Source organism: Ensifer sp. Root954 (assembly GCF_001429005.1).
In the GTDB taxonomy this organism is placed as follows: domain Bacteria; phylum Pseudomonadota; class Alphaproteobacteria; order Rhizobiales; family Rhizobiaceae; genus Ensifer; species Ensifer adhaerens.
The window spans coordinates 156881-170611 of sequence record NZ_LMJM01000045.1 but is presented as its reverse complement, the minus strand read 5'-3'; the positions used below and the strand labels follow the sequence as shown (position 1 = coordinate 170611).

General features: G+C 61.7%; 12 protein-coding genes. 2 read left to right on the top strand and 10 right to left on the bottom strand.

Going from position 1 to position 13731, the window contains the following annotated elements; genetic code table 11:
- Positions 1-901 (top strand): porin (locus tag ASE71_RS35270; protein WP_244497388.1); only part of this gene is annotated, 901 nt, incomplete at its 5' end.
- A gap of 319 nt (positions 902-1220) precedes the next feature.
- Here the strand turns inward: ASE71_RS35270 and ASE71_RS25905 are convergent.
- The 7 genes from ASE71_RS25905 to ASE71_RS25875 all read right to left on the bottom strand — a co-directional run bounded on the left by ASE71_RS25905 (position 1221) and on the right by ASE71_RS25875 (position 8738).
- Complete coding sequence (locus ASE71_RS25905) at positions 1221-1823, bottom strand: alkylhydroperoxidase domain protein (protein ID WP_060521095.1); 603 nt, start codon at positions 1821-1823, stop codon at positions 1221-1223.
- Positions 1824-1843: 20 nt separating this feature from the next.
- Positions 1844-2461 (bottom strand): CMD domain protein, encoded by a 618-nt coding sequence (locus tag ASE71_RS25900; protein ID WP_060521094.1) that lies wholly within the window; start codon positions 2459-2461, stop codon positions 1844-1846.
- Positions 2462-2500: 39 nt separating this feature from the next.
- The gene (locus tag ASE71_RS25895) at positions 2501-3547 is read right to left on the bottom strand and encodes a putative FMN-dependent luciferase-like monooxygenase (protein WP_060521093.1); all 1047 of its coding nucleotides are present in this window, start codon (positions 3545-3547) and stop codon (positions 2501-2503) included.
- Between the two features lie 27 nt (positions 3548-3574).
- Positions 3575-5215, bottom strand: a complete 1641-nt coding sequence (locus ASE71_RS25890) for a dipeptide ABC transporter ATP-binding protein (RefSeq protein WP_060521092.1) — start codon at positions 5213-5215, stop codon at positions 3575-3577.
- Positions 5212-6093 carry an ABC transporter permease gene (locus tag ASE71_RS25885; RefSeq protein ID WP_060521091.1) on the bottom strand — a complete coding sequence of 294 codons (882 nt, stop codon included), beginning with the start codon at positions 6091-6093 and terminating at the stop codon, positions 5212-5214. The genes ASE71_RS25890 and ASE71_RS25885 overlap by 4 nt, the downstream gene beginning before the upstream one ends.
- Positions 6090-7034, bottom strand: a complete 945-nt coding sequence (locus ASE71_RS25880) for an ABC transporter permease (RefSeq protein WP_060521090.1) — start codon at positions 7032-7034, stop codon at positions 6090-6092. The genes ASE71_RS25885 and ASE71_RS25880 overlap by 4 nt, the downstream gene beginning before the upstream one ends.
- Positions 7035-7100: 66 nt before the next feature.
- Complete coding sequence (locus ASE71_RS25875; RefSeq protein WP_060521089.1) at positions 7101-8738, bottom strand: TIGR04028 family ABC transporter substrate-binding protein; 1638 nt, start codon at positions 8736-8738, stop codon at positions 7101-7103.
- A 331-nt stretch (positions 8739-9069) separates the two neighbouring features.
- Here ASE71_RS25875 and galE point away from each other — a divergent pair, with 331 nt between their 5' ends.
- Positions 9070-10056, top strand: coding sequence for a UDP-glucose 4-epimerase GalE (gene galE, locus ASE71_RS25870; RefSeq protein WP_060521088.1), 987 nt, complete (start codon positions 9070-9072; stop codon positions 10054-10056).
- A 55-nt stretch (positions 10057-10111) separates the two neighbouring features.
- Here the strand turns inward: galE and ASE71_RS25865 are convergent, their stop codons facing one another.
- Genes ASE71_RS25865 through ASE71_RS25855 form a run of 3 tightly spaced genes read right to left on the bottom strand, consistent with a single transcriptional unit; the run spans position 10112 to position 13688 of the window.
- On the bottom strand, positions 10112-11128 hold the full coding sequence (locus ASE71_RS25865; RefSeq protein WP_060521087.1) for an acyltransferase family protein: 1017 nt from the start codon (positions 11126-11128) through the stop codon (positions 10112-10114).
- A complete protein-coding gene (locus ASE71_RS25860; RefSeq protein WP_060521086.1) occupies positions 11125-12408 on the bottom strand; it encodes an O-antigen ligase family protein in 1284 nt (427 codons plus the stop codon). Before ASE71_RS25860 ends, ASE71_RS25865 begins: the two co-directional genes overlap by 4 nt.
- An 8-nt stretch (positions 12409-12416) precedes the next feature.
- Positions 12417-13688, bottom strand: a complete 1272-nt coding sequence (locus ASE71_RS25855) for a polysaccharide biosynthesis/export family protein (protein WP_060521319.1) — start codon at positions 13686-13688, stop codon at positions 12417-12419.
- Between the last annotated feature and the right edge of the window lie 43 nt (positions 13689-13731).

The window sequence follows — 13731 nt, the reverse complement described above, 5'->3', positions numbered from 1 at the left end:
CGGCACTGGCTACTTCTACATCCCGGGCACCGAAACCTGCCTCAAGATCGGCGGCTTCATCCGTTTCCAGACCTCCTTCGGCCCGAACGAAGTCAACAGCCGTCAGGGCTGGGGCGATGCCGGCACGTCTGACTGGGATTCGTTCTCGCGCGCTTACATCTCGTTCGACGCCAAGAGCGACACCGAGTTCGGCACGCTCACCGGCTTCTTCGCAGCTGAATTCAACGCCGACAACGACACCGACGCTGGCGACAGCCGCATCGACGTTGACGAAGCCTACATCCAGCTCGGCGGCCTCAAGGCCGGCTTCTTCTACAGCTGGTGGGATAAGGGCCTGAACGGCGAATCCGACACGCTCGGCAACAACACCGAGTTCAACTCGATCGCCTACCTCTACGACGGCGGTTCGTTCCAGGCTGGTATCGCCATTGACGAACTCGAAGGCGCAACCACCAAGCCGAACGGCGTTGGTGTTGAAGCCATCGTTTCGGCCACCGTTGGCGGCGTTTCCTTCGACCTGCTCGGCGGCTACGACACCGAAGTTGAAGAAGGCGCGATCCGCGCTCTGCTCTCGGCTGACCTCGGCCCGGGCACGTTCCAGCTCGCTGGTATCTGGGCTTCCGACCCGAACGCTTACTGGAACGCTTCGGAGTGGACGGTTGCAGCTTCGTACGCCTTCAAGGCGACCGACAAGCTGAAGATCACCCCCGGCGCTCAGTATTGGGGCGACTACAAGTTCAACAGCGACCTCGACCGTTGGCGCGCTGGCCTGACCCTCGACTACGCGATCACCGAAGGTCTGGCGACCCGCGTATCGGTTCAGTACAATAAGGAAGACATCAACGCGACGACCGACCGCGATTTCGTATCGGGCTTCGTCCGTCTGCAGCGTAACTTCTAATCCGAATAAACTCGGATGAAAGAAGCCCGCAATTTCGCAAGAAGTTGCGGGCTTTTTCTATTGATTAAGTAAAACTGATTGCCGTTGCTTATTTCAAATCGAACGGGCCCGCATTACTTTGCTGGCGTCGGCATCAACGCTTCGCGGCCTGAAGTTGCGCCGGCTCGCGCGCCCTCCCGCGCCCCTCAAGCGTTCGCTTCCATGGCGTGCGCCGTTTCCGTCGCAGGCGGCTTTCAGGCAAGCGGACGATGCGCACGCAAAAGCCCGCAGCTGCGGGCCTTCGTGGGTCTGGCGCCAATTGCGGCGGGCCGTGTGCGGCTCAGTTTGCCGGGGTTGGCTCTCCAAGTGAGAGCATCAGCCGGTTTGCCCAATTGAAGAAGGCGGCACCATGGATGACGTCGGCGATCTCCAGTTCGTCTAGGCCTGCTGCCGAAAGTCGGCCGATGTGCTCCTCCCCAAAGGTAGGCGGGGTCGCCGTCAACGCCACAGAAGCGGCGACTATTGCATTCCAGCGTTCGCCGAGATCGGTTTCGACGCCCTCGTCGAGGAGCTTCTGCACATCCTCTGTGCGCTTTGAGTGATGCGAAGCGAAGCGCGAATGTACCGAGGCGCAGAAGATGCAGCCGTTATATCTAGACGCGGCGGTCGCCGCCAGTTCGCGCTCGGCGCGCGGCAGGCCCGAGCGGGTGTTGTAGAAGATGTCCTTGTCAGTTTTCGTGCGCGCTTCAAGCACTTCCGGATCGCGCACGAGCAGGCGGAAGTAGGGCGACTTTGCGCGCCCAGCCTCGACCAGGCCTTTGAGGTGACGCTCCGTCAGCTCTTCCTCAGGCAAGGGCTGCAGCCACGGTGTCCAGCCGATCTCGGCCTGCGTGAAGGTAACAGGCGGATTTTCAACGATCGGGATGATGGCATGTTCGGTCATTCGCATGTCCTCTTGAGTTCTTAAGCCGCAGCGCGCTTCGTGGCGGTCGACAGCAAGCCAAGACCGGTGATGACGCGGATCTGAAACGCAACGAAGGAAACCAGCTGCGACAGGGTAACGACACCATTTGTCGTCCAGCCAGCGTCGAGCAAGGCTTGCAACGCCTGCGGGCTGGCATCACGCGAATGGAAGACGAGCAGGTGGGCGTGCTCCAGCGCCGCGGACAGCTTACGGCCGAGCACCTCGCGGCTTGACCGTGATACTTGATAGAGTGGGCCGGCTTCATTCTCTCCATTAAGCGGCCCGTCCGGATAGTTGCCGTATGGCCCTGTTGCCCGTCCTGCCCCGATCTCGGCCTTGATGACCTCGATCAACCAGCGATCGGTGTCGCTATCTTCGAAAGGACTGCTGTAAAATTCGAAAATGTCCGGCTGACGGTGCAGGCCGGCAACGAAACTTGCGATCGCATGCCGCTCCGCCGCCGACACGTCGCCGAAATCCGCGGGCTGAAAGAGTGCAAGATAACTTTTCTGCGCCTGTTCGCGGGTTTCCGTCCGTTGGGCGCGAATGCGGTCGAGCGCCGACCCGGCGGTGATGCCGGCCAGCAGATCGATGATATCCGGTGACGTGGTGGTCATGACGTCGTCTCCTTTGAAAAATGGAACCAGCTGTCCGTTTCAACCGACGGCGCCGAAACGCCGGGCATGGAATTTCTCCTGTGGCGACCAGCCGAGCGCCGGAGCGACCTTGGTGGCGATGAGCTCGATGGAGCGCAGAATCAATGGGTGCGGCGGATCAACGGAATGAACCTGGAACACCAGATCGGTGACACGCTCCAGCGTCTCATCTGCGCTGAGACTGGCGATGACGTCGTCAACGGCGCCGACATGTACGTCGAAGGCCGCAATCAGATCGGCAAGCGAATTGCCGGGAACTGTATGACCGCTAGCGATCAGTCGTTCCGCACCCCGTCTCAACCCAACTTCGGCAAGCCGCAACGCTTCGGCGCGGCTGTCGGCAACGAACAGGCTGCGAGAACCGAGGATACGCGGCGCGCGGCCGGAAGGAAGCGCATGCAGATAGGCGTCGATGATCGGGTTTTGCAACTCCGCCAACGAAGCGTGCGGATTGTCTTCTGGCCGCGGTTGGGTGCGTGACAACATCAGGCCGTCGCCGGCCCGCCCTGCCCGCTCGCCACCCGCCACCGAAAAGGTTGCCTGCCAGATACGGCCGAGCAGTTGCGGCGCTGACGGGTAGAGGCGATCTCCGCCTGGAAGGCCACGACCTGCCCAGGCGTCGAGAACCGTTTGGAGATGCCTGCCGAAGATCGCGCCGCGATCGGCGCTTTCCAAGCCAAAGGCCGTGAAGGAGGACGGCGTGCCGCCGGTCCCGAACCCGACCTCCAGTCGCCCGCCGGAGAGCAGATCGAAAACGGCGGCGTCCTCGGCCACCCGGATCGGATTTTCGAGCGGCAGCGTAATGACACCGGTTCCAAGACGGATGCGCGTCGTCTCCGCGGCGACATGGGCAAGGAAAACCAGAGGCGCCGGAAGGCCGCCTTCGTCCGCGTGGAAATGGTGCTGCGCGACCCAGGCTGTGTCAAAGCCGAAACGCTCGGCGGTGACGATCTGCTCCTTTGCGTAGTAGTAGCGGGTGCCCGCCTGAACGTCGTCGAGCAGCCGGGTAAAAAAGCCAAGGCGTTTGCGTGGCGTCGTCTCAATCATGGTCGGTCCTGTCTGTAGTCCGCTGCTTCAGGCCGCAGCCCGGCGGTTGCGTCCGGGAATGGCATTGATCAGCTCACGGGTGTAATCGCTGCGAGGGTTTTCGAAGACGTCGGAAACGGTTCCGCCGTCGACCAGACGCCCATCCTTCAGAACCGAAACGGTGTCCGAGATCTGACGCACCACGGCGAGGTCGTGGGAAACGAAGAGGTAGGTGAGCCCGAGGTCGCCCTGCAGTTCGTCCAAGAGGTCGAGAATGCGGGCCTGCACGCTGACGTCGAGTGCGGAAACCGCTTCGTCGAGCACAACCAGTTGCGGATCGAGCACGAGCGCCCGGGCGATGGCAACACGCTGGCGCTGGCCGCCGGAAAGCGCATGGGGCCGCCGTGCAAATGCGTCCTCAGGCAAACCGACGCGGCCAAGGATCGCCCTTGCCTTCTCCTCACGATCAGAACGTAGAAGTCCCGGGTAATTCGTCAGCGGCTCGGTCACGATCTTCAGCACGCTTTGACGCGGGTCCAGCGAGCCGTAGGGATTCTGGTAAACGAGCTGGACCTTGCGGCGGAACTGCCGAAGCCCTTCTCCGCTCAGGCCCGAGACATTGGTGCCGTCGATCTCAATCCGCCCGGCCGTCGGCCTGTCAAAGCCGACGATGTTGCGGATCGTCGTCGTCTTCCCAGAACCGGATTCCCCGACGATCGCATGGGTCGTTCCGCGCCGGACGCGAAAGCTCAGTTCGTCGACGGCGCGTAGCGGGGACCCGCCGTCCTTGCGAACGAATTCGCGGACAAGGCCCTCGACGACGACGATATCGTCCGGGGCCTCCGCAACGGGTGGTCGAACCGTTGCCAACCTCGGGGGGGCGGTAAAGGATGGCGCGTCCGAAAGCAGTTGTTTCGTGTAGGGACTGCGTGGTGCGGCCAGAACAGCGCCCGTTGCGCCCTGCTCCTGAATCCGGCCGCCCTGTAGGACGACGATCCGATCGGCCCGGTCGGCGGCAACACCGAGATCGTGGGTCACCAGAAGCACGGCCGTACCATACTCCGTTCGCAACTCGTCGATGAGATCAAGAATGCGCTTCTGGACTGTGACGTCGAGCGCGCTCGTCGGCTCGTCGGCGATGATCAACTGCGGCTTCAGCGCAATCGCAATCGCAATCAAGACCCTTTGGCGCATGCCGCCCGACAGTTCATGCGGATACTGCCGCGCCCGAAGTGCCGGCTCGCTCAAGCCGACGCGGGCCAGAAGAGAGAGCACCTGGGCCTCGATCTCGTCGGATCTCAGCGCGCCGTGGATCCGGAACATCTCGCCGAGTTGCGAGCCGATCGTCTTGACCGGGTTGAGCGAACTTCCCGGATCCTGAGGCACGAGGCTGATCCTCGCGCCGCGCACCGTATCCAGTTGCCGATCCGTCCAGCGGGCAATGTCGGTTCCATTCAGCTTGATGGTTCCGCGTTCCACTCGGCCATTCGCAGCGAGCAGGCCGATGATCGACTGTGCGGTCGTCGTCTTGCCGGAACCGGATTCACCGACAAGGGCCACAACCTCGCCTGGATTGATGCGAAACGAAACGTCATGAACGGCGCGGCGTTCGCCGCTGCTGTCAGCGTAGGCAATGCAAAGATCCTCGACCTCGAGAACGGGGGGAAAAGGTCCAGGTATGACGGTCATGCTGCGGGCCTCCCGAAAGATTGGCTGACGCGATTGGCAGCCAGCACGACGAGGACAACCACGATGCCGGGCGCGGTGGTCAGCCACCAGGCGGTCGAAATGTAATTGCGCCCCTCGGCGATCAGCAGCCCCCATTCCGGGGTCGGCGGCGGCGCGCCGTAGCCGAGAAATCCAAGCGTCGAAATCTGCAGTACGGCCGATCCGAATTGCAGCGCGGCAAAGGCGACGACCGAGGTTAAGGAATTCGGCAGAATATGGCGCCACAGAACCGAGGCAAAGGTCCCGCCACTGCCGAAGGCCGCCTCGACATAATCGCTGCGACGCACGCGCACGACTTCCGCCCGCGCCAGCCGGGCAAAGCCTGCGACCGAGGTGACCCCAACAGCGATTGCCGCGTTCACAGTTCCAAAGCCGAGCAGGATAATGATGCTGAGCGAAAGCAGCAGCGGAGGGATCGACAGGAGCACGTCGACAACGCGCATGATCGCATCGTCGAAGCGACGCCGCACCGAACCTGCGACGACGCCGAGACCGGTGCCAACCGCAAGTCCCAGCCCAACGGCGACAAAAGCACCGGTCAGGGAATGAACGGCCCCGTAGACGATGCGCGCATAGAGATCGCGCCCGAGCGCATCGGTTCCGAGCAGATGATCGGCGCTCGGCCGCTGCAACTGCGCGCCACCGACGCCCTCAAGCGGGTTGTAGCCTGTGAAGAACGAGGGGGCGACCGCCCAGAGGAAAACAGAACCGAGGATAAGCCAGGAAAGGGCCAGTCCTACGGGTACACGGCGCAGCCGCGATGCCGCGCCAGAACGCCGCTCGCTCTTTGCCCTTGGCGCCGCAATAGCGTCATCGCGAAGCGTATCGAAGGTCGTCATGCAACGGCTCCCGTTTTGGTCCTGAGGCGTGGGTCGAGCACCGGATAGAGCAGGTCCACAGCGAGATTGATGATCACGAAGGCCAGCGCAGACAGAACGACGATCGCCTGAAGCACGGCTGCGTCCTGGCTGCCCACGGCGCGTTCGGTCAGCCCGCCAATGCCGTTCAGCCCGAAGACGGTCTCCGTCACCACTGCCCCGGCAATCAGTTCGCCGAACAACACGCCGGCAATCGTCAGCGTCGGAAGCAGCGCGTTCTTCGCGACGTGCCGCCAGAGAACCCAAAGGCGAGTGGCGCCCTTTGCCCGCGCCACGGCGACGAAGGGCCGCGTCATCACCTCGTCGATATTGCGAACGAGCACCTGCGCCAGTGGCGCGGAAATCGGCACGGCAAGCGTTGCGACCGGCAGGATCAATTCCTGCCAGGGACCAGGGTTGATGACGGGCACGAGTTTCAGGCGGAAGGAGAAGATCTGGATGAGCATGATGCCGAGCCAGAAGGTCGGGATAGAAATGAAGAGCGACGGAACCGACTGCAGCGCGCCACGCAGCCACGCAAACGGCGCGAGACTGGAGAGGAAAGCGATGACGGTCGCCAGGATCGCAGCTAGCAGGAAGCCTAGCCCCGCGAGCTTCAGCGTTGCCGGCAGATGCGCAGCAAGCAGACTTGAAACCGGAACACCGGCTTGAACCGAGTAGCCGAAGTTGCCGGCCAGGAACTTGCCGATAGTCCGCGCGTATTGCACCGGCACGGAGCTATCGACCGCATAAGAGGCGCGGATTTCGGCGACCTGTTCGGCGGTCAGGCCGAGATCGGGGTTCTGGAACTTAATGAGGATCGCATCGCCGGGCATTGCCTGCAGCAGCACGAAAGAGATCGTGAATGCGGCCCAAAGCACAAACAGAGCCTGAGCAACACGATTGAACAAATAGGCGGACATGATCCGTTCCTCGCAGGCGGATTTCAGAGACGACGGCCACCGACGTTGCGGTGGCCGTCGAACCGATCAATGTTCAGCAAGCCAGGTGCTGTAGAAGCTTGGACGCCCGACGGCCTCGAATGCCACACCCTGGACGTAGGGCGCACCTGCATAGGCCTGCGGCTCCTCGAAGATCGGGATCGCATAGGCTTGATCGACGACGTAATCCTGAACCTCGCCGGCAATCGCGAGGCGCTTCTGGCGATCCGGCTCGGACGCGAGCGCATCGAGCAGACCATTCAGCTTGGTATCGACGAAGCTCTGGACCTTGTCGCTAAGCCCGCCCTTCTGGCGCAGCACATCGCGGTTCTTCGGATAGTACTGGCTCTTGATCACATCGGGATCGGCACGGCCGACCATGGCAGGCGACACCGGCGTCTTCAGCGGATCGAGATCATCCACCGTCTTGCTGCCGCTATCGCCGGCAAGAACGCTCAGCTTGACGCCCACCTTTCCCCACTGCTGCGCGACCAGTTGCAGCGTTCCCTTGTTCTGCGGCTGCGGCAGCGATTCATAAGCCGTCAGCACCAGTTCCTTGCCGTCCTTCTGGCGCAGACCGTTGGCGGCGACCGACCAGCCCGCTTCATCGAGCAGGGCCTTGGCCTTCGCCGGATCAAAAGCGAGCTTGGCCGAGATATCCTTGTAGCCGAGGGCCGACGACGCGATGATCGAGGTTGCCTGCGGATAATTGGCAGAAAACAATGTGGTGACGATTTCCTTGGTGTCGGTCGCATGCAGCAGCGCCTGACGCACCCTGATGTCGGACACCAACGGGTTGTCCGGGCGGAAGACGACACTGTTGTTCACCCCGCGGGTGGAAGGCGCGTAGATCTGATAGTCCTGCGCCTCGACTTGGCCCTCGTCATAGGCCTGGACCTGGCGGATGAAATCCGCCTGCCCTGCGAGCAGTGCACCAATGCGCACGCTGTCTTCACCGGTGATGATGTACTTGATGCCGTCGAGATAGGCGCGGCCCTGGTGTTCGAGTTTGGCCGGGCCCCAATTGTATTCGTCGCGCGCCTTCAGGTTCAGTTCCTTGCCGATCGTCTCGCTCTCGACGACGAATGGGCCGGAGCCGATGATTTTCGTGGCGTCGCCGAGTTCTTCGAAGGGCAGCGCCAGCGTGCTTGCCGCGACCAGGCCCGAACCGATCACGGACGTTCCCTGAAGGAATCCCGGCGACGGTTTCTTGAAGTAGAATTTGACCGTCAGCGGATCGACGACTTCGCTGCGCTCGTAGTTGTTGATGACCTCGGAGACCGGCTGCTTCAGGGCTTTGTTGCCGAGGCCGAAGACGTCGTAGTTCTTGGCAACGGCAGCCGCGTCGAGCGGCGAACCATCGGAGAACGTCACGCCGGGACGGATCTTGAACGTATATTCGGTCGCATTCGCGTTGACCGTCCAGGACTCGGCGATCCAGGGCTCGATCTCCAGCGTCTTCGGGTTCTGATAGGTCAGCTTGTCGGTGATCTGGTTGAGGATGCCACCGTTCGGATAAAAGCCGCCGGCCGGCGGGTAGAGGTTCGTATGGGCCTGCTGCTCAAGATAGATCAGCGTACCGCCCTTGACCGGATCTGCCGCTTGCGCCTGCGCGTCGCTCAGAGCCAGGCCAGTGGTCGCAAGTGTGGCGAGCGTCAGTGCCAAGCGTTTCAGTTTCGTCGTCATGAGAGCCTTCCTTCAGAAATCTGGAGGCTATGGTACGACTGCGGCCGGCGTAATCAATTAAATCTAGTAAATTAATATGCTATATGTTTTACCCGAACCGAAAGAAGCATCTAGCGCGCCGTCGCCGGGGAGATAATTGTCCCTTCCCGCATTTTTCCCACCAATTTTGAAGGGCCGGGATCGACGGAAGTGTGGAAAGAAGCCCGCTGGTAACCACCGCCACATACGCGACATGGACACGTGCTTGATTGCGCGCGGCATTGACACCATTGTCGTCATCCGTTGAAAAATCTTGGCAATTTCTCTGAACCTCCCAAGGATCGTAAGCATCATGGAAAGCAATAAAGTCCTCGTCGTCGGCGGTGCCGGCTACATCGGCTCGCATACGTGCCTCGAACTCGCCAACAAGGGTTTCGAGCCTGTCGTTTACGACAACCTTTCGAACGGCCACGAAGAATTCGTCAAATGGGGCGTGCTGGAAAAGGGTGATATCCGCGACCGAAAGCGGCTCGACGAAGTCCTTGCCCGTCACAAGCCACGCGCCATCCTGCATTTTGCCGCGATGATCGAGGTGGGTGAATCGGTGAAAGACCCGGTTTCCTTCTACGACAACAATGTCATCGGCACGCTGACCTTGCTTTCGGCTGCCCTTGCCGCGGGCGTCGAAGCTTTCGTCTTCTCTTCGACCTGCGCCACCTATGGCCTGCCGGAGAGCGTGCCGATCGACGAACAGCACCGCCAGGCGCCGATCAACCCTTACGGCCGGACCAAATGGGTGTGCGAACAGGCATTGAAGGACTACGGGCAGTACAAGGGCCTGCGCTCGGTGATCCTGCGCTACTTCAACGCCGCTGGCGCCGATCCGGAAGGCCGCATCGGCGAGTGGCACGAGCCGGAGACGCATGCCATCCCGCTCGCCATCGACGCGGCCCTCGGCCGACGCCAGAGTTTCAAGATCTTCGGCACGGACTACGACACCCGCGACGGCACCTGCGTGCGCGACTACATCCACGTGCTTGATCTTGCCGACGCCCATGTGCGCGCGGTCGAACACCTGCTTTCGGGCGGCGACAGCGTCGAGCTCAATCTCGGAACAGGTACCGGCACGACCGTCAAGGAACTCTTGACGGCGATTTCCGAGGTTTCGGGACGCGAATTCCAGGTCGATCTCGTCGACCGCCGCGAAGGGGATTCGACCACCCTGGTCGCCAACAACGACAAGGCGCGCGACATTCTCGGCTGGGTTCCGAAATACGGTCTCACCGACATCACGCGCACGGCCTGGAACTGGCATTCCCGTCGTAATCAGGGTGTCTGAGATACAGACCACGTCTGGCGCGGCGGTGATCGCCGCGCCAGACGGCTCCGATTTGTCAGGCCGTGTGCTGCACCGGCCTTGAGAAAAAGCCCGAGCGCAGCCGTGTGGCCAGCGGCTTCTCGATCAGAAGATAGGCGAAAACGCCAAGCGCAGTCCCCGCAATGACCGCCAGCAGCGCCGATGTGAGCAGCCCTATACCCATCATTCCACAAGCCTTGACCACGACCGAAATCGCAAAGGTGTGCCAGAGGTAGATCGAGTACGATGCGTCGCCGAGCATCATCGGCAGCCTGCTGGGGCGGAACCAGCCCTGCGCTTCGAGCGCCAGCGTTCCCAAGACGAGCATGACGGCCAAAGGCCCGAGGATGAATTCGTCGAAAGGCAGGCGAAGCACGGCGACCGCCGCAAATCCTGAAAACGCGCCGGCGACAAGCATAAGGCCGGACTTTGCGCCGGGCACCCTGCCTCTCAGCCACAACTCGGCGACGACCATGCCTGCCACAAATTCAAGAATAATCGGCCGCGTATAGGTGACGAAGAGCGCGTTGTCGCTGTCGACGGCAAAGCCGATGGCAACCACCGCCGAGAAACAGCCAGCGATCGCCGGCAACCGGCTCGACCGCGGCAACAGCAGTGTCAAGGCGAAGATCGCATAGAAGAACATCTCGTAGTTCAGCGTCCAACCCTGCACCAGCACTGGCCAGATTTCGCCGCTGCTTGGGGATCGCATGGGAATGAACAGCAGCGAGGAAAGCACATGCGCGTTGCTCAAGACAAGATTGGGAAACAGGCCAACAAGGCCGCCGATGACCATGACCGCGGTTGCGAGCCAGTAGATCGGCGCGATCCTCTGGATGCGATCGCGGAGGAAGGCGAGCGGTGACACCGGCCGCCGTTCGCTGATCACCCACATGATGAAGCCGCTGATGACAAAGAAGACGTCGACGCCGGCAGCACCAATTGCGAAGTGGTGCCCGGTGCGCTCGGCGGCATGAAAGACGACGACCCCGAGCGCTGCGACGGCCCGCAGATACTGAATGCCGTAGATCGTTGTCGTCGGGGCGCTGATCATTGATACCTCAGTCGTAGCGGGATCTCCGATACGGCCGGCGCCGGACGATCTTCGACGCTCTGGTGCGTGCGCGCTTCCGGTAAAGTCAGCTTTCCGGCGGCGAAATAGAGCAGGAACGAGCCGATGTGATAGGGGTTCATGATGTCGATTTCGACGAAGGACCGCACCAGCAGAAGCAGCGCTATGCCGAAGAGCACGGAAGATTGCGTGTCATGATCCTGCGTCAACAACCGCTTGGTATGCCCGAGCACGGTTATCAGAAGGATGCCGGACAGAAGCACGAGCCCGATCGCGCCGGTCTCCACCATCGCTTCGATAAAGGTGTTGTGGAAGTGGAAGCCGGAGCGCGTGGCAATATAGAACTCTTCCCACAGGCGTTCGGGCTCCGAGAAGCCCTGGACCCAATAGGCCTGATAGCCGACACCGACCAGCGGTGACGACATGGCCGCCTCGATGCCCTGCTGCCACAGATAGGTCCGTCCGGTTAGGGTGGAATCCTTGCCGAAAAGCCCGAGGACAAGATCGACGCCCCCACCATAGATGGCCGCAACGGCGACCATGACGCCACAGACGGCGGCGGCGAGGAAGAGCCCCTTGCGGTGTGCCGGCGACAATAGTCCGACCAACCGCATGCCCAGCCACACCCCGATGATGACCACTGTGGTCAACACCGACGTCGCCGATTGCGAGGCAAAAAGTGAATAGGCCGACAGCAACGCGACCAGGCTGGCTGCCGCGAACCACAGGCCGCGTTCGCCAAGCGCGATCGGCGCGACAAAGGCGAAATAGATGCCGAGCGAGGCGTAGAAGCCCAGCTGGTTCTTCGAGGCGAAAGCGCCGACGAAGCTGTAAGTGCCGTCGAGAGGATCGAGGTGGTAGACGCCGAAGAGGAGTGAGTGGACGAGAACGACGCCGGTTCCGGCAATCGCGCCGCGCACCAGGGTCCTGATGTCGACAACCCGCATGGCAATCAGGGCGCAGATCACGTGGGAGAGATACTGTATCCCCGTTCGCGCCGTCATTCCGGGCGCCGCCGACCAGAAGACCGACAGGCAGGCGAAGATCGCAAATCCTAAGATCCAGAGGCGGATTCCGTAATTGCCGAGCACACGACGGTAATCGACCAGCACCAGCGGCAGCCACAGGCCATAGTAGAGCAGGATCGACGCCTGTCCGAAGCGCGAGGAATAGGCGAAGACGAACAGCGATAGCGCGATCGCAACAGTGCCATAGACACCATTGCGATCGGGAGAAATCAGGCTCGCCTTCGAAATTTTCACAGCCGTTCCTACTGCGTTGCCAGGTTGGCTTCGACCTTGATCACGTCACCGGGCAATACAGGCGTATTTTCGTCGGCGGAGATCTCTGTCGGCTTTCCGTCGCGCTCGCGCATGATCGAATAGGCGATCGTCGCCTCCTCCGTATTGTCTTTCGACTGCGCGGCTTCGGCCGATTGCAGCAACGCTTCGGCCATCAAGTCGCGGCTGGTGCCGAGCTTGATCGAAAGCGTGTCGAGTTCGGCCTCGGTGTTCTGCAGGTCCTGCGCCAGCTGAGCGTCCCAATCGTTGCGAAGATTGGTTTCGTCCTGGCCCGCCTTGCTGACATCCTGTTTCGCCTTCAGCGAAGCAGTATCGATGTCGAGAAGGGCGGCCTGCAGTTCGGCTACGCGCTGCTCCAGGGACAGCTTGCGCTGGCTGAGCGCCAGGCCCTTTTCGGCGAGGCTTTCGACCTTCTCGCGGTCTTCAACGACGAGCTCGAGCTGGCGGTTCTGGGTTTCCGTCTTCTTTGCCAGCGACTGGATTTCGCTTTCGAGCAAGGACTTCAGATCGGCGAGCGACTCCAGTTGCAGCTTCTGCTTCCTGTCACGCGAGGCCATCAATGCGGTCTCGTTTGCGAGAAGCTTGTCGATACCGGGAACACCCTGAAGGTCCTTCGGCAGTTCGATGCCATCCTTTTCGGCGATCTCGGCCTGAAGGCGGGCGCGACGGATCAGCAGCCGGTTGCGCTCGGATGTCTGGACGCTCGAATCGCCATGCGCATTGATGTAGTCGCGCGCAAAGCGCTGGCCGCTTTCCGAACGGCGCAATCCGCCGCCAAGGCTTACGGCCTTCAACACCGTCAGATTGGGGGCAAAAGGATATTCGCCGGGCTTCTGGACCTCGCCCGCGAGATAAACCGGGCGGTACTGCGCGAGTTCGACGGAGGCGGACGGCCGATCGCGCAGACCGAAGAGCGTCTGCATCTTCTCGCCGATCGCTTCACCAACTTCGGTCGTCGTCTTGCCCGCCGCCGGCAGGTCGCCGATGAAGGGCAAGGATAGAGCACCCGAAGGACCAACGGTGTACTCGCCGCTGACGACCGACCAGTCGCGGACAGCCCCCTCCGCGGTCTGCCATTCGGCCACGCGAATTCTCAGCCTATCCATAGTGCCGAGCTGATACTCATCGGCCCAAGCCGGAAAAGCACAAGTGAGCGCCGCGGCGATGAAAACCGCCCGGCGCAGGAAACGGGGTAGCGTGCGCGGCATGCGCGACTGTCCCGACAGATGATGTTCTCTCATTTGGGCTTCCCGAATGAAGGCGCCTTCCCGCGACCGGTCGCGC

Coding starts and splice junctions, on each gene's coding strand:
- ASE71_RS25900 (WP_060521094.1), bottom strand. CDS start 2,461: ATGACCACCACGTCACCGGATATCATCGATCTGCTGGCCGGCATCACC.
- ASE71_RS25885 (WP_060521091.1), bottom strand. CDS start 6,093: ATGACGACCTTCGATACGCTTCGCGATGACGCTATTGCGGCGCCAAGG.
- ASE71_RS25875 (WP_060521089.1), bottom strand. CDS start 8,738: ATGACGACGAAACTGAAACGCTTGGCACTGACGCTCGCCACACTTGCG.
- ASE71_RS25855 (WP_060521319.1), bottom strand. CDS start 13,688: ATGAGAGAACATCATCTGTCGGGACAGTCGCGCATGCCGCGCACGCTA.
- ASE71_RS25890 (WP_060521092.1), bottom strand. CDS start 5,215: ATGACCGTCATACCTGGACCTTTTCCCCCCGTTCTCGAGGTCGAGGAT.
- ASE71_RS25905 (WP_060521095.1), bottom strand. CDS start 1,823: ATGACCGAACATGCCATCATCCCGATCGTTGAAAATCCGCCTGTTACC.
- ASE71_RS25865 (WP_060521087.1), bottom strand. CDS start 11,128: ATGATCAGCGCCCCGACGACAACGATCTACGGCATTCAGTATCTGCGG.
- ASE71_RS25880 (WP_060521090.1), bottom strand. CDS start 7,034: ATGTCCGCCTATTTGTTCAATCGTGTTGCTCAGGCTCTGTTTGTGCTT.
- galE (WP_060521088.1), top strand. CDS start 9,070: ATGGAAAGCAATAAAGTCCTCGTCGTCGGCGGTGCCGGCTACATCGGC.
- ASE71_RS25895 (WP_060521093.1), bottom strand. CDS start 3,547: ATGATTGAGACGACGCCACGCAAACGCCTTGGCTTTTTTACCCGGCTG.